This window comes from Pseudoalteromonas sp. MMG033, assembly GCF_057197785.1.
Genome location: NZ_CM170070.1, coordinates 992,670 through 1,013,111, shown reverse-complemented (window position 1 = coordinate 1,013,111; position 20,442 = coordinate 992,670). Strand labels below are relative to the sequence as shown.

The following is a 20,442-nucleotide window of genomic DNA, read 5'->3' as shown; positions in this document are numbered from 1 at the left end:
GAAGCATAAGCTTCGGTTTTTATTACCAATCTGCAATTAAGCAAATGCATCCTGAAGTGGTGGTACTACTTGCTTTTTACGGCTTAGTACACCATCAAGCCAAACGCGGCTTTGCTCAGGCGCTTGACCATAGGCTTTTTCGATAATGCCTTCATCGTTTGATGCAATCAGCATTTGCGAGCCTTCTTTCATGATATCAGTAAGAAGCAATAGTACTGAATGACGACCGCCTTCTTCTTTTAATTTTGCGATATCTGCTTCTAGGTCTGCTTTGATTTCGTCAAATACAGACAGGTCGATGACTTCTAGCTGACCGATACCAACTAGGTTACCGTTCATGTTAAAGTCTTTAAAGTCACGCATTACAAGATCGCGAGCCGGCGTGCCTTCAACCGCTGATTTTACTTTGAACATTTCCATGCCAAACGCTTTGAAATCTTCAATACCAGCAATCTCTGCTAATACTTCAACACATTTGATATCTGCTGTTGTACATGTCGGTGATTTGAAAATAACCGTATCAGATAAAATTGCGCCTAACATCAGGCCTGCGATGTTCTTAGGAATTTCAACACCGTAAAAGTCATACATCATCTTGATGATGGTGTTACTACAACCAACTGGACGGATCCAACACTCAAGTGGCGTTGAAGTGGTTAAATCACCTAGTTTATGGTGATCAACAACACCTACAACGGTTGCTTCGTCAATGTCATCAGGTGCTTGCGTTTTTTCAGTGTGATCAACGATATACACTTCTTCACCTGCATAGCTTAATTTAAGCTCTGGGGCTTCGAAGCCAAAGCGATCTAAAATAAACTGTGTTTCTGGTGATACATCACCTAAACGAGTAGGAATTGCTTCTTCACCAATTTGGTTTTTAAGGTAAGACAGTGCAATTGCACCACAAATTGAATCAGAATCAGGGATTTTATGACCCACTACATACATTGCCATTGACGGACTCCTAAAAAATTTTGTCGCTTATTTTAGCAAAAATTAATCACATTAATACAGTGTCAGACTGGTTTTGGACCTAGAAAATAGTCTAAGCTGCGATTGTGAAATTAAAATAGGCCAGTGAATTAAAGTACAGCTCGGTTTCTTGGCAATGTATGTATTATGATCTAATTAATCTTCTTGTAAGTATCTATGGGGCCAGTATGGGGTTAAGTCGCAAAGCTTGGAATAATGTGGTGATTTTTTCCATGTTGATTATGATCTTTTTTCTCAATGGACTGCATCATAAACTCAACCCACAACAAGCTGAATTTGAACGGGTTATGGTCTTACCCGAACAAAGCTTTGTATTGGCAATGGCTTACCCCGGGGTTAAAATTGAGCGTATTGGCACAACGTGGCGTATTGATAATAAACTGATTGAGCCCGCGCAAGACGAGTACAGCGAGCACGATTTGGTGCACATAGTTCAGCAGTGGCAAAGCCTTGAATTACAAACGGTCGCACCACAGCAGTTTGATCCAGACTCTGCTATTTCGGTGGTGACTTTTTGGTTAGCGGGGGAGGAATTGCCGCTGAGTTATCAATTATATCGAACGCAAGAAGTCTATTTTCTGTTTGCTAAACGCCAGCAGCAATGGCTAGAGCTCAGCGCGGATACCGCCAAACAATTATTTAAACCAATAGAAATTTAGTTATGCCAGAATTACCAGAAGTTGAAGTTAGCCGTTTAGGTATTGAGCCTCATATCAAGGGGCGAATGGTTGAAGAGGTTCGTATTCACAACGGTCGCTTGCGTTGGCCCGTGCCTGAAGAAGTTGCCCAGTTGGCGCACACTGCCATTTTGGCTGTTAAGCGCAGAGCCAAGTATTTACTATTAGAAAGTGAGGCTGGGACTGGCATTTTGCATTTGGGCATGTCAGGCAATTTACGGGTTGTTGAAAAAAGCGAGCCTTTAAAAAAACATGATCATGTTGAGATATTTTTTGATAATGGGCTCGTGTTGCGACTCAATGATCCGCGTCGGTTTGGTGCATTTTTATGGCAGGAGCCGGATCAGCAGCACAGTTGCTTTGCTAAATTAGGCCCAGAGCCTTTAACCGACCTTTTTGATGCGAATCATTTATACCAAGCCAGTCGTGGTAAAAAAGTCGCTGTGAAGCAGTTTATTATGGATAACCATGTGGTGGTTGGGGTCGGCAATATTTACGCCAATGAGTCTTTGTTCAAAGCGGGGATCCACCCAAAACGTGAAGCTGGTAAAATTTCTTTGGCACGGTATCAAAAGCTGACACCAATTATTAAAGAAACGCTGGCCGCTGCAATTGAGCAAGGCGGCACAACGTTAAAAGATTTTGCCCAGAGCGACGGTAAACCGGGCTATTTTGCACAAGAATTGCTGGTCTATGGTCGTAAAGGCGAGCCGTGCGTGCAATGCGAGAGCATTTTACAAGAGATCAGGTTAGGTCAGCGCAGCACAGTCTACTGTACTAAGTGCCAGCGCTGACATTAGGTTACGCTTGATGTGCGGCGGGTACCGCGATGCTTGCTCTGTAGCATAGCTCAGATAATATGGCGGTTACCTGCTCGATGCGTAGCTCAAAACTGGATTTGAGCGCGCGTTCGTTACGCGTATGGTCGCCATCTCCGTAGGGGCCAAAGCCATCTAATGTTGGCGTGCCTGTGGCTGAGGCCGTATTAGCATCAGAGACGCCGCCACGATGCTCGATAGGTTGAGTTTCTCCTAAAATGTCGTTAATTTCCTCCAGTAGCGTTTGTTGCGCCTGTGTCGGTGCCATCACGCCGCGTTGCAAGCCGCCTTGTATCTCCACTTCTACGCCCGTGATCTCTATGGCCATACAAATGTTTTCAATGCCTTCTAGCAGTCTTTGTTGTTCGGCATGATTGGTAAAGCGTGCTTCAACTTGCATTGTCGCTTTGCCCGATATGGTGTTGGCGCCTATGCCGCCTTTTACCTTGCCTACGTTCACTGTGCTACCCGCTTTAAGGTCAGTGAGTGAGCTCATCTCTAATAACATATTGGCCATGGCAAAGTTGGCGTCAATACCGTCTCTATAGTGATTACCTGCATGGGCTGGTTTGCCTGTCACGGTGATATGGTAGGTCGCGATGCCTTTTCGTGCGACAACGAGTTCATGCTCTTTCCCCGCAGCTTCAAAGACGAAGCACGCATCATATTGCTTGGCAATTTTTGTGGTCAATGATTGGCTATCATCGCTGCCAATCTCTTCATCGCTCACCAGTAGCCAATCGATATTCGCGAGTTGCCCATATTGCTGTTTAAGGCGCCTTAGTGCGTTCAGTGCAACCCAATTTCCTCCTTTCATGTCACAGACACCTGGGCCATAGACGTAATATTCGTCCTCTGAAAACTCGGTGAAGGTGTCCTTGGGGAAAACCGTATCGAGATGGCCTAGTAATAATATGCGTTTACCTGAGCTCCGAGGTGAGCGAAACAGTAAGTGATCGCCAATGTGTTCTCGTTGGTAGCGAGTGAGTGAAAAGCCTAGAGGCTCTATCAGCGCAATCATTTGCTCACCGTGGTTATCCACACCAAGTTTATTTTTACTGTGCGAGTTACAGCGTATTAAGTCTGCTAATTCTGCATAGTCCAGATTCATCCTAATCTTCTCCCTGTGAAGGTTTGGCTCATCGTGGCGTTTTTCGGTTGCAGTTCGGTGAAGCTTTTATGAACAGTTTTCAGTTCAGTAAAAGGATCAAAAATTTGTCATACAGATGGTCTTAACTAGTAAGACAAGGCTCTGTTTATGCACCTATTTTTAAACCAAGGAGATACTTTATGACAGCCGTATCGCGGGCGCCGCATGTCGGAATTTGGATGTACGAAAATGGCGGGGGAAAAGAAATCGAACAACAGTTGGTTCACGCATTAGCCGAGCGTGGGATCTTAGCTAGTACAGGTCTAAATCTGCGTGATGCCAGAGCGCGAGATGGTGGTATTGAATGTAACGGTGTGGCAATGGAGCAGTTAGATGCCTTTTTAAGTTACAACGCGGGCCAGCAAACACAATATCAGCTTTATTTATACGAAACGCTCAACGAAACCATTCCAACGTTGAATAACTATCGTGCTTTTGCACTGGCTGAAGATAAGTTTCGCACCTCACACTTGCTCAATAGTCATGGGATATGCACGCCTGATTACCGCTTATGCCACAAAAATGACATGGATGGCTTACGTGCAGCGCTACAAGATTTTGGCGGTAAGCTCGTATATAAGCCCACTGATGGCTGGGGCGGTGTCGGCATTGTAAAAATTGAAGGTGAGCAAGCACTGGATATGATCATGCCATTTTTGAGTCGTACAGATTTACGCTATTTCTATGTGGAGCGCTTCATTAATTACGACAATACAGATTATCGCGTCGATATTGTTGATGGTCAGTTTGTCGGTTGTTATGGCAGAAAAGCCCCAAAAGATGATTGGAAAACCAATGTCACCAGTGGCGGTAGTGTATTTGTGCGTGAAGCCAATGATGAGGTAGTGGAACTCGCAATAAAAGCAACCAAAGCGTTGGGGCTTGAGATAGCGGGGGTTGATCTCATTTATGACCGAGAAAAAGAACAGTACGTAGTGTTAGAGGTCAATACAATTCCTGCTTTTGCCACCCCAGAGCAAGAGCAGCTAGGGCTGACATTTAATCAAGCTAAAATCCAAGCTATGGTGGGTTTGATTGAAAAAACTGTGGTCAATAAAACTTCATTTCAATCTGCCAAGGTGGCTTAATCTCATGCAAAACAAAACACAATTACCCAAAATTGGCTTGCTCTATTTGGACTATGTACTGCGCTTTTTTGATAAGTCTAATTTTAAAGGTTGGCCCGATAAAATTGAAACTGTGGTTTATCACTGGGGTAATGATAAAGCACGCTTTATTGCTGAAGTGAAGCGTAAAAAAATTGAGGTATTGATCGGTAATATTCCCGCAACGGCCTATGAAACATTTAGAGAGATCGCGCGCGCTTTACCTGAGGTTAGATTTTTGCCCTCACTAGACAGTCAGTTCTCCAATAAGTCTAAAGAAAACGTTACCCATTTTTGCCGTAAATATAAGCTGCCTGCGCCGCATACAGAAATATTCTACATTCCTGAAAGGGCACAGCAGTATTTGGCAAATGCACAGTATCCTAAAATTATTAAGCGCTCATATGGGCCTTCTAATTATGGTGGGTATTTTGTCCATAAAGTAGATAGTGCTGAGGAGGCACAGGCTCTGCTGAGTGAGAAAAAGTACTATCCTCTCTACATTCAAGATTTTGTGCCAATGGAGGCTGATATTCGCGTGATGCTGATTGGCCATAAACCGGTATGTGCGTTTTGGCGCAGGCCTCCCGAAGGTGAATGGTTAACGAACACGAGCCAAGGCGGGAGTATGGACTATCAAGCTGTGCCGAAATCAGTATTGAAGCTGGCAACGGCCGCATCTAAAGCGGCCAATGCGGAATATTGGGCATGTGATATTGCATTGGGTAAAGATGGCAAATTGCGCATTTTAGAATGTGCAACGGCCTTTGCAGCATTTCCTTATATCCGAGATTGGATCGGTCAATACTTGATGTGGCTGCTCTCTAGTGGTTATTTCAGAAAGCCGAACATCCCGCTATACAATTGGGAAGAGCTTGGCAAAATAGACGCGCGTTTATTGCGTACCATGCGCCATATCGGTTTTTCTCAGTACACGCCAAGCCAAGACTGTGGTGAGGTGTTCCAGCAATTTGATGAGCAATCTTTTCCTATTTTAGATACGGATTTCAAGCTTGGAGAAGAGTGGCCAAGTGAAATTTGGAATCTGCAAGATAACTTTGTGCTTGGCGCGCAGGCTGTTGCCTCCAAAGCCATGCAGCCAATTCCAGCCAGTGATGAGTTAGCCGAAGATCTCAATAACTATGACGCGCCCCAGTTTGATGAAGCTCAAGTGAGGGCACTGTTGAGTCAGGTGCGTGGTGTGGGTGAAAAGATGGTTGATGATATTATGACAACTTTTGGTGCACATGGTGTCGTTGAAGCGCTCAATACCGACCCTCAAAAGCTATGCGTGGTGAAAAACCTCAAAGATAAAAAATTAGAGAAGATAGTCGAGCATTGGCAAAACCATGCAGGCCAAATCTAATTGAACCAAAGAGATCCTTCTAGTGACGGGGGCTTCGCCGCCGTCTTTTTCTGCCCTAAGAGTAAATCTGTGCTATGAAAATTCAATATGCTTCCTATCAAGATACCATCGACGCCTTGCAAAATGCAATGAGCGAACACCCACACTTAATTCGCCTTCAAAGCATTGGCAAAACATGGGAGGGACGACCGATCATGTTGGTAACGGTGTCTTTAGATGTGACCTATGCGGATGATAAGCCTGCGTTGTTGTATACCGGCTCTATTCATGCCAGAGAGTGGATAGGAAATGAATTGGCACTTAAATTTATTCATTATATTACTGAAAACTATCGTTTTAACCCAAAACTGCAAACAGCGCTAACCCGCAATACCTTGTATATGGTGCCTTGCCTAAATCCAGATGGCTTTGAATATTCGCGAAATCACTTTTCATTTTGGCGAAAGAACCGTCGTAATAATGGCGATGGCACTTATGGCGTCGACTTGAATCGTAATTTTGATGCCAAATTTATGCGTAATCAAAACACCGGCTCCAACACCTACGGCGGCCCGCATGCTTTTTCAGAACCTGAAACCTGTGCGATCCGAGATTTTGTAGAGCAACATGACAATATCCGCATCGCACTAGATTATCACTCACAGGGGAATGTATTCTTCCCTGCGCATAAGTTTAACCATGAAGTAGAAATCGAAGGAGCTGATCTTAATATTTTGTGCGCCAACATGAATCACGAGATCAAAAAAGTCACGGGCAGACAATATGGGATCCATCGCGGTAAGCCGCCAGCTCAGTTAATTCATGGCAGTGGTCGCGAATATTATTACCGCAAGGGGATCATTGCCACTGTGGTTGAGGTGGGGACGAGGAATATTCCCGATTATATGAAAAATATGTCAGAAAGCGTTGCGGAAAATATTCCGGCGATTGTGCACGCGTTGAGTGAAGCGATAAATTACTCGCCCCTTGCCCCCGAACGTGTTGCTGATTTTACGATTAAGGCGGTTGATCACGAGGGCGTTGAGCTTGAGTGGCAATATGAAAATAGAGACGATATATACTTTGAGTTATATCGCAGCGAAAGCAATAAAAGTCCCTGCGGTGAAGAAAGTTTAATCGCCATTACCAAGTCTTTATCGTTTAGAGACTCACAGCTGCGCAGTGGGCAAAGCTATTTTTATAATATTCGCGCAGTGGATAAAGTCACCAAAATTAAATCACCATTTAGCCCAGAGCTTAGGTTAAAAACGCATTTAGCGCGACATCAAAGTGCACGAACACTATTTCCTGCCAAAGAGTATGTCGGGTATTTGAGCGAGCATTATTTGTCAAAAAACAAAGAGCACTTTGGCTATAACTCAATGTTTATTGGGGTTGATAAGAAACGGGGAGTAAGCTTAGGCGTAGTACAGTTTGATTTAAGCAGTCTCCCCGTTGGCACTAATATTGAACGCGCTGAGTTTTCGCTTTACCCGATGAACCGAGTTGCCGCGAAAATTGAGCAATATGGCGAGTGGTCAGTGGCCATTATTGACCCAAATGAGATTGCCGATATCTATGATTATCAAGCTGTCAGTGAAGCCAAGCCGCTGCACACGTTAGGCCAAACCTTTGAGTCAGATAAGATGACGCAAGGGATCTGGATGAAGTGGCAGCTCAATGGAGTAGAGCGCACTTTATTAAACTCGTTGATTGCACAGAAGAGTTTATTGCTGCGCTTGCAAGGCCCTAAAACATTGCCGATCGGCAATGATTCTCAAGTGATGCAATTTGACATTGGTTACGGCCCTTTTGGTAGCGGCTTACATTATCGTCCCAACTTGGAGCTGGTTTATCAGGTTCCTGAGCAGCAGCTCACTTTGGCACCAACCCGCTGTAATACCATTTATAGAGATGCAGTTGTCGCCGATAGGCTTGCCTCTGGTTTTGATGAACAAGGAGAAATTGTTTATGGGCAAATGGCATTTGCTTTAAACGCCGATTTGCCTGTCGAAAAAACCGTGTTTACGCAAGCATGTTTGACACTGCGCAGTTGTAACAGTATTGCCAGTGCCAAGGATGTTCGCTTTACGATAGAACTTGTAGAGCTACAAGATGTCGATTTTCAGGCGGTTAAGCAGCGGCAAAAAATAGAGTACATTGGCTATGAAGTGAGTAATGAGCAGTTGCGTGAACGTGCAGAGCATCACTTTATATTTGATAGCTATAGTTTACAGGCGCTAGAGCGCCTGCATCAAGCACATACACCGTTTTACTTTATCATTCGTGCAACCTCAGAATCACAAGCGACCAATGCTTTGGTTAATTGGACCGCATGTCAGGATCAGCATCCTGCACAGCTTAAAATTAACTATATCTCGCGGCGCAAACAAGCGGTGTCTGCACCACGAAACCTCTCTGCTCAAATAGAAGGGGGAGTGGTGAAGTTAATGTGGGAGAATCCTGAGGATGACGATTTTGTCGGTTGCTTTGTGGTGCGCAATCGCTTTCATCCGCCGCGCTCACCATTTGACGGCGTCAAATTATACGGCGGCAAAGATGCATATACATTAGATAACTTTGGTAATGCAAAGCTCAGTAAATATTATGCGGTGTTCAGCTATGATGATGTTCCAAACTATTCAGAGCCCGTTACTTTGTATTTTTGCGCAGAGGAATAACAACCAAATTGATGCCGGAGAAATATGCTCTCCGGCTGTTGCAATGCGATAGCTTAACAAGCTGAATTAAATGCAAAATTAATTATTTTATTTATCTAATCTATACATCCATGTTTTTCATAAGGTATTAATTTTATTATTTTTTTGAATTATTTAACTGTTTTCTTGGCAAGAAAAATTCCCAAAGCCCCTGCTAATTTTGTCGCCAGTAAGCGAGGTGAGGTCAACACCAAGCGTGTGACTTTTAATGTAACTGCGTGAGCTGAAACGCAGCACTCGCTTGCTGAGAGTATCACTCTTCCCTATTTTTTATTGATTGTACAGGTTTTAGGGTGAATGGTATGGGAACGGGAGGGTGGCCAAACTGTCCGTAATTGGGTGACCCATTTTATGTTCGATCAAGGCAATGGATTGCTAAGATAAGAGTGATACGCATGGAGGCTTTACTGAGTGAAGCGGTTTTTATACTTGGCGCGTATTGATGATGTCAGTTACCATTTAGGTTTTACTGTTATTGATGATAAGCGCGTATGACTGAACTATATCACTGGTTTGACTTACTGGGTGTTATGGTCTTTGCCATTTCAGGTACTTTGTTGGCACATCGTAAGCATATGGATGGTTTTGGTGTGGTGGTGCTGGCAACAGTAACCGGCATTGGGGGTGGCACAATGCGGGATGTGATTTTAGATACTCCGGTGTTTTGGCTCCATGATAGTAGCTATTTTATTGCTATTTTTAGTGCGGTAATTTTATGTATTTGGTGGCTGAATCGACAAAAAATAGTACCAAAGCAGCGTCTGTTGGTGGCGGATGCATTCGGACTGGCATTCTTTGCTGTGATGGGCATGCAAAAAGCAATGAGCTTGGCAATGCCAGATACTACGGTGATTATTATGGGTGTGTTAACAGGGTGCTTTGGTGGCGTGATCCGAGATGTGCTCGCTGATGAGATGCCTATGCTGTTAAAAGGTGAGCTATATGCCATTACCTGCATTATCGGCGGGATTATATATACTCAGCTAACGCACTTTGGTGTGTCCCTAGAAGTGACTATGGTGGTGTCTATGCTGACTATCTTGTTGTTGCGTCTTGCGGCAATTCGATGGAATTTGGTGCTACATGTTTTTAAATATAAATCTTAGGCTTACTTTTAGTGTCACTGTAAAGGCAGTGGGGTAAATCGACTTTCAATTAGGTTGCCCATCGATCAAGTGTGAGACAATGGATGTCATTAGCAAAAATCTATACACGTGCACAAGTGGGGGTGGATGCGCCGCTTGTCACGGTTGAAGTCCACCTAAGTAATGGCTTACCTGCCTTTAATATTGTGGGCTTACCGGAAGCATCCGTTAAAGAATCTAAGGAGCGAGTGCGCTGTGCATTAGCCCATTGTCACTTTTTATTTCCTGAGCAACGTATTACCGTTAATTTGGCCCCAGCAGATTTACCAAAGCAAGGGGGAAGATATGACTTGGCCATTGCGATTGGCATTATTGTGGCGTCTGGGCAGCTTAATCACACTCAAACAGAGGGTTATGAATTTTACGGTGAGCTTGCTCTGACAGGCGAGATCCGTGAGGTGACGGCAATTATTCCCGCTTTAATTGCGGCGGCGAGGGTACCGCGTTGTTGTTATATTCCTAAAGCGAATCAAATGATGGCCAGTTTGGTATCAAGGGGGGCACGCAAGTCTGTCGTGAGCTTGAAAGATGTATGGTTGGACTTAGGTGGCCAACAAGCGCTGCCTTTTGATGAACATATTGCGTGTACTGATGAAGATCAATTTAGCGCCCATATTGATATGAATGAAGTCAAAGGCCAAGCGGTTGCAAAGCGCGTGTTAGAAATTGCTGCAGCAGGTGGACACAATGTTTTATTCTTGGGTCCGCCAGGCACTGGAAAATCTATGTTAGCTCAGCGTATGCCTACAATTATGCCGCCTATGCAAATTGATCAGGCGTTGGAAACCGCGTCGGTTTATTCTCTCATAGGTAAAAATATTGACCCATCTCAATGGCGCCAACGGCCCTTTCGCTCTCCACACCACACCTGCTCCGCAGTCGCTTTAGTCGGCGGATCATCTACGCCTAAGCCTGGGGAAATTTCTCTGGCACACAATGGTATTTTATTTTTGGATGAACTGCCCGAGTATGAACGTAAAGTTTTAGACTCTTTAAGAGAGCCTATGGAAACGGGCATGGTAAATATCTCCAGAGCAGCCCAGCAAGTGGACTTTCCTGCACGATTTCAACTTATCGCGGCGCTTAATCCAAGTCCTACAGGGTGCCACAACGATAAGCGCTCAACGCCAGAGCAAGTGCTGCGCTATTTAAGTAAGGTGTCAGGTCCCTTTATCGATCGTATTGATTTGCAAATTGAATTACCAAGATTAAGTACGGCTGAACTGCAATCAAAAGCAGAAGCTGAGAGCAGTGCCTGTATTCGTGGGCGGGTTGAGCAAGCGCGGTTGGTTGCACTTAAACGTCAAGGTAAAGATAATGCGCAGCTTTCAAGCAAAGAGTTAGACAGGTATTGTGAGTTATTGGATGGGGTTGCAGAGTATTTAGCAAAAGCGACTGAAAAACTGCATTTATCACCGCGTTCTTATCATAGAGTGGTTAAAGTAGCGCGAACCATTGCCGATCTGAACAGACATCAAGATATCACGCTCACTGACTTAAAAGAGGCGCTCAGCTATCGTGCATTTGAGCGCCTGCTTTCACAACTGACACGCTAAGTGGATAGCATATATCCTTTACCACGCACAGTGACGATGCGTTTTTGATCTTTTTCGTCACCCAGCTTTTTACGAAGTCTACCAATTAATACATCCACAGTACGATCGCTTGGGCTCCAATCTGGCTGACCAATATCCTCAGAGATCTTTGCGCGAGAGGTGGCTTTACCCGCATTGGCAATGAGACAGATAAGTACCTTATGTTCTGCTTCAGTGAGTCGCGCTTCATCGCCATTTGGGTTAATCAAAGTACGGTTGTCAGGGTGCAATTTGAAGTCTGCATATTCGATGAACTCTTCGGATTCATCTTCATTGCGTGCACCTGCCAAACGCTTGTAAAGGGCGCGCATACGCAATTCAAGTTCTAATAAATCGACCGGTTTACAGACATAGTCGTCAGCACCTTGGGCTAAACCTGCGATGCGATCTGCTTGCGAATCACGGCTAGACAACATAATGACACCGAGATCGGTTAATGTATTAAGTTCCTTAGCGAGTTGCAGGCCGTCGGTGGCTGGCAATACTATATCAATGATAGCCATCATAAATGGCGTGCCTTTTTGGGCATGCTCCTGCACGTGCTCTAGGGTTCGAGCACCGGTATTATCAACAGTGATATGAAACTCCGTTTGTGCAAAGTGACTTTCGACTCTTTTAGTCAGTAACTCATCGTCCTCGACTAACAATACGTTTATGCTCATGGTCTCGAAACTTATTCAATAATTAATCTTTATCTTAGCACCGAGAATTCTCGGCTGAGAACCCTAAGTTATCTATTTTTATATAAAAACTCTAATGAAATACGATAGTAATTTGTATGCTATTTAGTCACTTTTTAAAAATAATGAAATAGTTCTAGCTTTTTATTACTTGCACATAAAAAAATAGCAGCACTAAAGTGCTGCTACAAGATTTTATTTACCATACATGTGTTGCCACCACTGTGGCTCATCTTTTAGGTGCTTATCAAAGTAAGCGAGCATGGTGTCCCACCATTGGAAACGACGGTCTCTGGCGAAGATCTGATGATCAGCACCTTTATATTCAATCAGCTCGACGTCTTGATTTAACATTTTTAGCGCTGTGTACATGATATGACTTTCGCCAACTGGGACGTTGACGTCAGCATCACCATGGATCAAGAGTAATGGCGTTTTTACTTTGTCAGCATTGAATACAGGGCTTTGTTGGCTGTAAAGCTTGCTGTTATTCCAAGGGTAGCTGTGCTTTGATGCCTCAGCAGAGTACAGGTAACCCCACCAACCGTGACCCCAATATGAAGTCAGATTAGAAATACCAGCATGTGAAATTGATGCGCTGAACATGTCAGTTTTGGTCGCCAAAGTCATTGTCATAAAGCCACCATAAGAGGCGCCTAGATTACCCAAACGATTTTTATCAACAAACTGATAAGCGTCTAAGAATGCGTTGGTGCCCTCAATGATGTCATCAGCTGCTCTGTTGCCCCAGTCATTGACATGTTTTGCTGAGAAGTCTTGACCAAAACCTGTTGCACCTGACGGTTGTAATACATAAACAACATAGCCGTTGGTCGCCCAGAAGTTAAATGGATAGCGGCCCGTAAATCCACGAGAAACCGGTGATGTGCCACCATAGTAGTAAATAAGCGCTGGGTGCTGCTTATTTTTATCTAAGCCGTGTGGGATATAGACACGACCTTTAATTTCAGTGCCAGCTGAATTAGTGAAGTTAAACTCTTCAAGTGTTGCAATTTCAGCTTGTTTATAAGCGATTGGCTGAGAGTCCCAAAGTGTGCTTACACGATTGTTTTTTACGTTTAATTGCACAAGTTTTTGTGGTGTTGATGCCGTAGTACCCGCTGCAATGACGACAGGGCTGCGTTTATCAGCGACGCTGTACTTGTCAACAACGTCTATTTTGGTTTTTAGCGATTTGAATTTATTTTTACTTTCATCAAATAAATACAGTTTTTTACGATCTTCATCTACCGCTTTTAGTACAAGATCACCATTGTTAAGGACTTTGAATGACTCAATAGAAGGGTCAAACTGTTTGCTTAGTGGTTTGATATCAGTGCCCTGGGTGTTCATCCAAAAGAGCTGAGTATCATAGTTGTTTGCCAATACGCCTTCATCAAGCGTGCGGCCTGCACCATTGCCAAACTCGGCACCTGCAGTGACATAAATGCCATCGTTACCATAACGAGCATCGTTAAAAGTACCGTACTGACCAAGTACTTTGCTGCTATTTGTATTGAGATCAAATTCAACCAGCTCTGTCATGTAGTGTGCTGGTGCAGCATAATACTTTGGTGAGCGTGTGGTCAGAATACGGTTATTTTTAGCGTCAAAATCTTCCAGAGAGTGGCTGAGTTCATGTTCAGTCACAGCCTGAATAAGCCCCGTGCTGATATCCATTAAATACACTTGGGTAATGTTACGCGCATATGACCAGCGGTCTTCTAACCCTTTGTAATGTTTTACAATCTTATCGCCTTTTGGCGCTGTTTTGGTCCATGAAAAGATTAAGGTATTGTCATTAAAGTATTTAAACCCGCTGGCTCCGTCTAAATCTTCCGCGATGACGGTCTCTTTCAGGGTCTTAACGTCGAGCGTTTTTAATTGCTTGTTTTGTACAAAGACGGCAACTTTAGAGTCCGTTCTCCAGTTTACGGCGTTAGCTCTCACTCCGTTTAGGCGATAAATAATGTCACCATCTTCATTGTAAAGTACGGTATCACGTAGTGCGCTATTGCCTTTGTTATCCTGATAATGCTGTTGAGTGGCAACATAGTAATTTGCATCAGGTGAGACTGAGATAGCACTGATTGTCGGTGCATCGAAAAGTTGCTTGGCAGAGAGTGCCTTAGTACTTTTGTTGGTAAAGTTAAGTTGGTCGTGCTCGGCAGTGCCAGCAAAATCAACCGCTACTTTTTTCCAGTCACTGACTTGCTCTGCGACGATAAGTAGTTGGTGGTCACCAGTCACAGCATTGAGCTGATAGGTGCTTTTTCCATCAATCTGTTGACCATTTAAAAATACATGGGCTTTTTCGATACCCGCTAGAGTCAGTTTACCTTGTACAAATCGTGTTGTAGAAAACTCAAGTTTGAGTGCCTGGAGTCCACCCATTGTTAACGCATTGACATCAGCAAGCGGTTGCCACTTAACGCGCTCACCAAAGACCTCTAAAGAGGTATTATCTGCACTGAGTTTATTGATTAGCGTATTGACTATGGCTGATTGGTGCCCGGTATGATGCGGTTTAGTTTGAATATTTTGACCAATCGGACCAATAAATTGTATGTGCTGAGGATCGATTGGCGCTGCGCTGAGTTGCGTAGCTATTGCGGAAAATAGTAAAGTGACCGCGGACTTAAATTTCATAGTATGCGCCTATTGTAGGTAAATAATATGCGGTAATATAACATATTCATAAAGAATGCTATGCGCTGTGCGATTAAATGCTGTACAGCTATGATATAAGTGAATGGTTTTCACGTGAGGAGTAGACCTTGTTTTTGTTAATTAGCTACATGTTATTAGCTATCGCGATTTCTTTTTTGTGTTCGGTAATGGAGGCGGTACTACTGAGTATTACGCCAAGTCATGTTGGGATGATGAAGCAACAAAACCCGACTTTGGCATCACGAGTACAGAAGTTAAAAGAAAATATTGATAAACCTTTAGCGGCTATTTTGACGCTTAACACTGTTGCACACACTGCAGGTGCTGCGGGGGTTGGTGCGCAAGCTGCCGTTGTCTTTGGTGATGCGGCTGTAGGTATTGCATCGGCAGTGATGACCTTATTGGTATTGGTATTATCTGAAATTATCCCAAAAACACTTGGTGCAACATACTGGCGTGCACTGACACCGAGTGTCAGCTTTGCACTGGTATGGATGGTACGCTTGTTAAAACCGTTCGTATGGATGTCTGATCAATTGACTAAGCTAATTGGTAAGAAGGGCGACGAGTCCATTTATATTCGTCAAGAAATAGAAGCTATGGCAGAAATGGGCTCTCAAGCTGGTGCACTGCAGGCTGAAGAATCTGCAACAATTCGTAGCTTGCTGCAATTTAGACATGCCAAATTAGAAAACCTGATGACACCCAGAACGGTACTATTCAAAGTACATAAAGATATGACAGTACATGACTATCTTGCTGATCATGGTTCAGTATCATTTTCTCGTGTGCTGGTATTTGATCAGAACAGTGACGACATTGTGGGCTTTGTACATAAAAATGACATTATGCTGGCTTACCACAGGTTGGGTGAAGAGTATAAGATCAGCAAATTAATGAAGCCGCTGTATACGGTACCAGAAACCTTAGCAGCCCCTAGCTTGTTCCAAACCTTGTTGGAAAAGCGCATTCATATTGCGCTAGTTGTCGATGAATATGGCGATATTCAAGGTATTGTAACGCTTGAAGATTTACTTGAATCGTTGATGGGAATGGACATTGTTGATGAGCGTGAGCAAACCAGCGACATGCAAGCCGCTGCAAAACAAAAATGGCAGCAACGTGTTGATAATCACAGCCATCTCATTGTCACTGAAAACGAATCAGATGAGCAAGATAAGAAGTAATATCTGACTCGTTGCGCATTAATCATTAGGGGTTCGAGTTAATCATTCTCTGCCAAGAGTGTATCCAGCGCACAAACTCTGACAGGGCTTTTGGTCTACTGATCAAATAGCCCTGCATCAACAAACTAAACTTATATCGCTCTAAGTACTGTAACTCTTCTATTCGTTCAATGCCTTCTGCGACAATATCGAGTTGCTCGTTTTGAGCAATGTCTATCAAGCTATCGACCAGCACCTGAGAAAAGCGATCTGATTCAATGTAGGTAATTAAAGAGCGGTCAATTTTTATTTCAGTGAATGGCAATGTCTTTAATTGGTGAATATTGGTAAACCCGGTACCAAAGTCATCTAGGGCGAGGTCAAAACCCCGTAAACGTAGGCGATTGATGGTCTCTAATTGCAAGCTGGTGACAATCGGCTGGTTTTCGGTGATTTCAACAATGACTTCTTGTGGTTTTAAGCGGTTTAGTTCTAAGATTAAAGCTAATTTATCTGGACAGCTGGTGTCATTGAGCTGGATGGGCGAGAGGTTAAATGCCAGCTTGAAAGGATAATTTAATTCATTTCTGATCAACTGAAATTCTGTAGCCGCTTTTTCGAAAAGTTGAAAAGTCAGTAAGTTAACCAGATCGAGATCTTCTGCCACACCAATAAAGCGCTTGGGTAGCATGACTTGCCCTTGATCTTTGGAGACGATACGGGCCAGTACTTCAATGCTTTTAATCTGCTTGGTACCACGGTGAACCTTGGGTTGATAAAACGGGGTGATCTCATGCTGGCTAATGGCTTCGAGTAATTTATCTTCCGTGATCGGCTGCTCGTATGCTTCTTCTGTGCCGACAAAGCTATCTAATTTTTTTAAATTTCTTTCGACATCGAGGAGTTGGACTGGTTTAGCGATATTGCCGATTAAGTGTGTGCAATGTTGTCTAGCTAAATTAGCCGCAAGATCTATGATGCGATTTTCCATTTCTGAGATGATGATAATGCCACCTGGATAATGTATCTCACCGAGATGACGAATAAACTCCATACCATCCATTTCGGGCATATTAAGGTCGGTAAAAATGGCATCAAAAGGGTAGGGGGATTGTTTTATTTTTTCGAGCGCTTTTGTTGCACTGTCGACCGCCGTAATGTGTTCGACATCAAGCTCAGAGAGGATAGCTTGCATCACGATTAAAATTGCTTGAGAGTCATCTACAACAAGTATGCGTCGGCTACGGTTGTTCATAATTTCCTGTCCCTAGGGCTGAATTTCACAGTTGCTCGCTAAGATTAGAAAGCTATTATCTTACTTGATTTACAAGTATGACCAAATTATTGCAAACAGATCAGAGAGTGTGTCTGTTTTACACCATAAGCGTAGTACAACTTAGCAATAATTCACTCAATCTCTCTTCAATAGACACTGCGAATTAGTGATAATAGGAAAAATTTCACAATGTCGTGAGCGTGATGACAAGAATTGAACTTCCTATCGGAAGCATGATGGTATCGGTGATGATACATCAGCACAAAGTAATACAAGTGTATAAAGAGCAGCAGTCAGTGCCCATAGAAGAGCATGGAGCGCACCAGCTGAGAGTTGAATTAGATGGGCATCAATTACAACTGGATACATCGGAGTTAAATGCCAATGCGCTGGCTGTGTCGGTTGACAATGCGCCTTGGCAATGGATAGAGGTGCCACTTGCAACAGCGCAGCAGCGCGGCAATTGGCTCGGTTTAGCTGCACTGGGATTTAAATTATTTAAAAGTGCCAAAGTGATAAAAGCGGCACTGCTCGGCGCGTCAGTCGCGGGCTATGCATGGTTGTTCTCTTGGCAGTTTGCGTTAATGCTGGTGGCCTGTTTAGTGGTGCATGAATATGGCCATGTCAGAGCAATGAAATACTTTGGACTTAAAACCAAAGGTTTCTATTTGATCCCGTTTGTCGGGGGCTTAGCAATGAGTGAAGACAAGATGACTACGCGCTGGCAAGATGTGATCATTTCTTTGATGGGGCCTGCTTTTGGCCTCTTTACCTCTGTGCTGGGTGTGGTTTTATACTATGTAACTGGTGCAGAGATCTTTGCTGGGGTCGCGGTGTTAAGTGCGCTACTTAACCTATTTAATTTACTTCCTATTTTGCCACTCGACGGGGGGCATGTATTAAAAAGCATTAGCTTTTCGATGCGTTCTTGGATGGGGCTATTAGCCTGCTTAGGCGGATTGGCATTGGGGTTATGGATAAGTTATGAGTTTGGCTTAATGCTGCTGGCGTTTTTTATTTTTATCGGTAGTGTGGAGATCTTATTGGAATGGCGCAGCAGGCATCACACGCATTTATTGCCCCTCGATAGATATGGTCAAATTGTATCCGCAGCACTTTATGTCTTGGTCGCTGTTGGTCATATTGCTGTGATGTGGCACTTTGCAGACTCAGATAATGTGATCCTGAGCCTGCCAGTTAAAGTGTTATCCAGCTAAACGAAAGTCAAAATCGCGGCGATAATAACGCCTGTTACAACCAGTTGTAACAGGCAAAACCCCATAATATCTCGCGCCTTTAATCCCGCTATGGCAAGCACAGGTAATGCCCAAAATGGCTGGATCAGGTTAGTCCACGCATCTCCCCACGCCACTGCCATGGCAACACGAGCAATATCTGCTTCTAGCGCTTGCGCTGCAGGAATGACAATGGGCGCTTGAACAGCCCATTGGCCGCCGCCAGAAGGAACAAAGATATTGACTAACCCTGCACTTAAAAAGCTCCAAAATGGCAGACTTTGTGCGCTACTGATAGAGACGAACCCCGCTGAAATCTGCTCTGCAAGACCGGTTTTAACCATAATGGCCATAATGCCAGCATAAAATGGGAATTGGATCACAATACCTGCACCGCCTTTGATGGCTTCTTGTAACGCATTGAGGGTGTTTGCAGCTGAGCCATGTAAGAGGATCGCCAGAAATAAAAACAGTGCGATGATGATATTAAGGTTTAGTCCGCCATTTTCCACCATAAAATAATAGCCTAAATAGCCACAACCAATGAGCCCTATGATCCCGCCAAGTAAAGGACTATGCTCTAGGCGCTCAGCTGGGGTTAAATTAGTTTTAACCGATGATTGAAGTGCTGAGTGTAACTTTTCCCTATCGATAAAAATTTGTTCTTTTTTAGGCGGTAACATGGCGCGGTTCAACAAGGGTAATATGATCAACATGACTGCGAGCAAGATGAGGTTAAAGTACGAAAAAATCGTTTGTTCGGTCGTTAAAATGCCAATTTGAGACTGGGCAAAATGTCCCTCTGAAGCAACTGTTAAGGGCACGGAGCCTGCAAGTCCGCCATGCCAAACGATAAACCCTGAATAGGCGCTGGCGACGAGGACACGATAATCGACCTCAATCTGGCGAGCCAGTGCTTTGGCAAATAACGCGCCGACGACGAGTCCAAACCCCCAATTGAGCCAGCTTGCGAACATGGATACAACAGTGACAAGCAAGATGGCTTGGCCTGGTGACTTTGCACATTGTGCTAATCTGGAGAGGAGTTTGCCGCATAGCGGTGTATTGGCAAGCATAAAGCCTGCGATTAATACTAAGAGCATTTGCATGGCGAAGGTGAGCAAATTCCAAAGTCCAGCCCCCCAGATTTCAATAACCTCATTGGGCGCAGTTGGGGTGAAAAGAGTTGCCATTAGCATCACAAATAGGGTGAGGATGATGACAAAAACAAAGGGATCTGGCAGATAGCGTTCAACAACATTGCTCAGTGGTCGGGTGATCTTATTTAGCATGTGAAAAATCCTGTTTTTATTATTCGACCTACAAAGTGCTTTGCTGCATAGTGGGCGTGCTAAGCTGATATGGTCATATTTGATAATATAACTAACGCAATCACTAATAGTTAGTGTTTTAGACTAAATAAAATCAGCTAATTTTATTTTTTAATATTTAAGTTGTTGATATAATTGAATTAATAAATGTGGCACGTATTGTGGTTAATATTGTTTATAGTGAATGAAGCATGGAGCTTCTGTAAACTCTGTCACAATGTAATGTTATTGGAATAAACATACAACAAAGAGAGGTATTTATGGCAGGACAAGGTTCTGGCGGTAATGTTATTGCAGCAATATGTAATATATTTTTTCCTGGTTTAGGTCAGTTAGTTCAAGGCCGTATTTTGGCTGCGCTTATTTTTGCGATTATTACGTTTGGTGGCTACGCGTTATGGTTTTTAGTGGTGCCAGCAATTATTGCAGCGGTTGTTCATTTATGGGCGATCATCGACGCTGCTAAGTACTCTTCTAGAGAGTAACTTACACCACTCGATTTTACTTTTCTAAGTCAGCTCAGTTGCGTGGA

Annotated in this window: 16 protein-coding genes; 10 read left to right on the top strand and 6 right to left on the bottom strand. The window is 43.7% G+C overall.

The window, feature by feature from the left end; genetic code table 11:
- Positions 1 to 36: 36 nt before the first annotated feature.
- Entirely contained in the window at positions 37 to 957 is a 921-nt protein-coding gene (locus AC2CZC_RS04750; RefSeq protein WP_484584000.1) for a manganese-dependent inorganic pyrophosphatase, read from the bottom strand.
- A gap of 206 nt (positions 958 to 1,163) precedes the next feature.
- Between AC2CZC_RS04750 and AC2CZC_RS04745 the strand changes: the two genes are divergently transcribed.
- Together AC2CZC_RS04745 and mutM are read left to right on the top strand one after the other, a co-directional pair.
- Positions 1,164 to 1,655, top strand: a complete 492-nt coding sequence (locus AC2CZC_RS04745) for a hypothetical protein (RefSeq protein WP_484583999.1) — start codon at positions 1,164 to 1,166, stop codon at positions 1,653 to 1,655.
- 2 nt (positions 1,656 to 1,657) lie between these two features.
- On the top strand, positions 1,658 to 2,467 hold the full coding sequence (mutM, locus tag AC2CZC_RS04740) for a bifunctional DNA-formamidopyrimidine glycosylase/DNA-(apurinic or apyrimidinic site) lyase (protein ID WP_484583998.1): 810 nt from the start codon (positions 1,658 to 1,660) through the stop codon (positions 2,465 to 2,467).
- Between the two features lie 7 nt (positions 2,468 to 2,474).
- Here mutM and AC2CZC_RS04735 read toward each other — a convergent pair whose 3' ends face one another.
- Entirely contained in the window at positions 2,475 to 3,602 is a 1,128-nt protein-coding gene (locus AC2CZC_RS04735; RefSeq protein ID WP_484583997.1) for a M20 family metallopeptidase, read from the bottom strand.
- 179 nt (positions 3,603 to 3,781) lie between these two features.
- On the opposite strand from AC2CZC_RS04735, the gene AC2CZC_RS04730 reads away from it, so the two are divergent.
- The 5 genes from AC2CZC_RS04730 (at position 3,782) to AC2CZC_RS04710 (ending at position 11,513) form a co-directional block, all read left to right on the top strand.
- Positions 3,782 to 4,729: an ATP-grasp domain-containing protein gene (locus tag AC2CZC_RS04730; protein ID WP_237138090.1), complete on the top strand. Its 948-nt coding sequence runs from the start codon at positions 3,782 to 3,784 to the stop codon at positions 4,727 to 4,729.
- Positions 4,730 to 4,733: 4 nt separating this feature from the next.
- Positions 4,734 to 6,113: an ATP-grasp domain-containing protein gene (locus AC2CZC_RS04725; RefSeq protein WP_484583996.1), complete on the top strand. Its 1,380-nt coding sequence runs from the start codon at positions 4,734 to 4,736 to the stop codon at positions 6,111 to 6,113.
- 74 nt (positions 6,114 to 6,187) lie between these two features.
- Positions 6,188 to 8,773 (top strand): M14 family zinc carboxypeptidase, encoded by a 2,586-nt coding sequence (locus AC2CZC_RS04720; protein ID WP_484583995.1) that lies wholly within the window; start codon positions 6,188 to 6,190, stop codon positions 8,771 to 8,773.
- A gap of 530 nt (positions 8,774 to 9,303) precedes the next feature.
- Positions 9,304 to 9,918 carry a trimeric intracellular cation channel family protein gene (locus AC2CZC_RS04715; RefSeq protein WP_484583994.1) on the top strand — a complete coding sequence of 205 codons (615 nt, stop codon included), beginning with the start codon at positions 9,304 to 9,306 and terminating at the stop codon, positions 9,916 to 9,918.
- 83 nt (positions 9,919 to 10,001) lie between these two features.
- Complete coding sequence (locus AC2CZC_RS04710) at positions 10,002 to 11,513, top strand: YifB family Mg chelatase-like AAA ATPase (protein WP_484583993.1); 1,512 nt, start codon at positions 10,002 to 10,004, stop codon at positions 11,511 to 11,513.
- On the opposite strand, the gene AC2CZC_RS04705 is transcribed toward AC2CZC_RS04710, so the two are convergent.
- Both AC2CZC_RS04705 and AC2CZC_RS04700 read right to left on the bottom strand, forming a co-directional pair.
- Positions 11,510 to 12,214, bottom strand: coding sequence for a response regulator transcription factor (locus AC2CZC_RS04705; protein ID WP_063361345.1), 705 nt, complete (start codon positions 12,212 to 12,214; stop codon positions 11,510 to 11,512). The two genes, AC2CZC_RS04710 and AC2CZC_RS04705, sit on opposite strands and share 4 nt — an antisense overlap.
- A gap of 213 nt (positions 12,215 to 12,427) precedes the next feature.
- Positions 12,428 to 14,881 carry an alpha/beta hydrolase family protein gene (locus AC2CZC_RS04700; RefSeq protein ID WP_484583992.1) on the bottom strand — a complete coding sequence of 818 codons (2,454 nt, stop codon included), beginning with the start codon at positions 14,879 to 14,881 and terminating at the stop codon, positions 12,428 to 12,430.
- Positions 14,882 to 15,009: 128 nt separating this feature from the next.
- Here AC2CZC_RS04700 and AC2CZC_RS04695 point away from each other — a divergent pair, with 128 nt between their 5' ends.
- The gene (locus tag AC2CZC_RS04695; protein ID WP_063361347.1) at positions 15,010 to 16,089 is read left to right on the top strand and encodes a hemolysin family protein; all 1,080 of its coding nucleotides are present in this window, start codon (positions 15,010 to 15,012) and stop codon (positions 16,087 to 16,089) included.
- Between the two features lie 25 nt (positions 16,090 to 16,114).
- On the opposite strand, the gene AC2CZC_RS04690 is transcribed toward AC2CZC_RS04695, so the two are convergent.
- Entirely contained in the window at positions 16,115 to 17,323 is a 1,209-nt protein-coding gene (locus AC2CZC_RS04690) for an EAL domain-containing response regulator (protein WP_484583991.1), read from the bottom strand.
- Positions 17,324 to 17,547: 224 nt separating this feature from the next.
- On the opposite strand from AC2CZC_RS04690, the gene AC2CZC_RS04685 reads away from it, so the two are divergent.
- Positions 17,548 to 18,561 (top strand): site-2 protease family protein, encoded by a 1,014-nt coding sequence (locus AC2CZC_RS04685; RefSeq protein ID WP_484583990.1) that lies wholly within the window; start codon positions 17,548 to 17,550, stop codon positions 18,559 to 18,561.
- On the opposite strand, the gene AC2CZC_RS04680 is transcribed toward AC2CZC_RS04685, so the two are convergent.
- Positions 18,558 to 19,871 (bottom strand): short-chain fatty acid transporter, encoded by a 1,314-nt coding sequence (locus AC2CZC_RS04680; protein ID WP_484583989.1) that lies wholly within the window; start codon positions 19,869 to 19,871, stop codon positions 18,558 to 18,560. The two genes, AC2CZC_RS04685 and AC2CZC_RS04680, sit on opposite strands and share 4 nt — an antisense overlap.
- A 299-nt stretch (positions 19,872 to 20,170) precedes the next feature.
- On the opposite strand from AC2CZC_RS04680, the gene AC2CZC_RS04675 reads away from it, so the two are divergent.
- The gene (locus AC2CZC_RS04675) at positions 20,171 to 20,395 is read left to right on the top strand and encodes a hypothetical protein (protein WP_063361351.1); all 225 of its coding nucleotides are present in this window, start codon (positions 20,171 to 20,173) and stop codon (positions 20,393 to 20,395) included.
- The last annotated feature ends 47 nt before the right edge of the window (positions 20,396 to 20,442 follow it).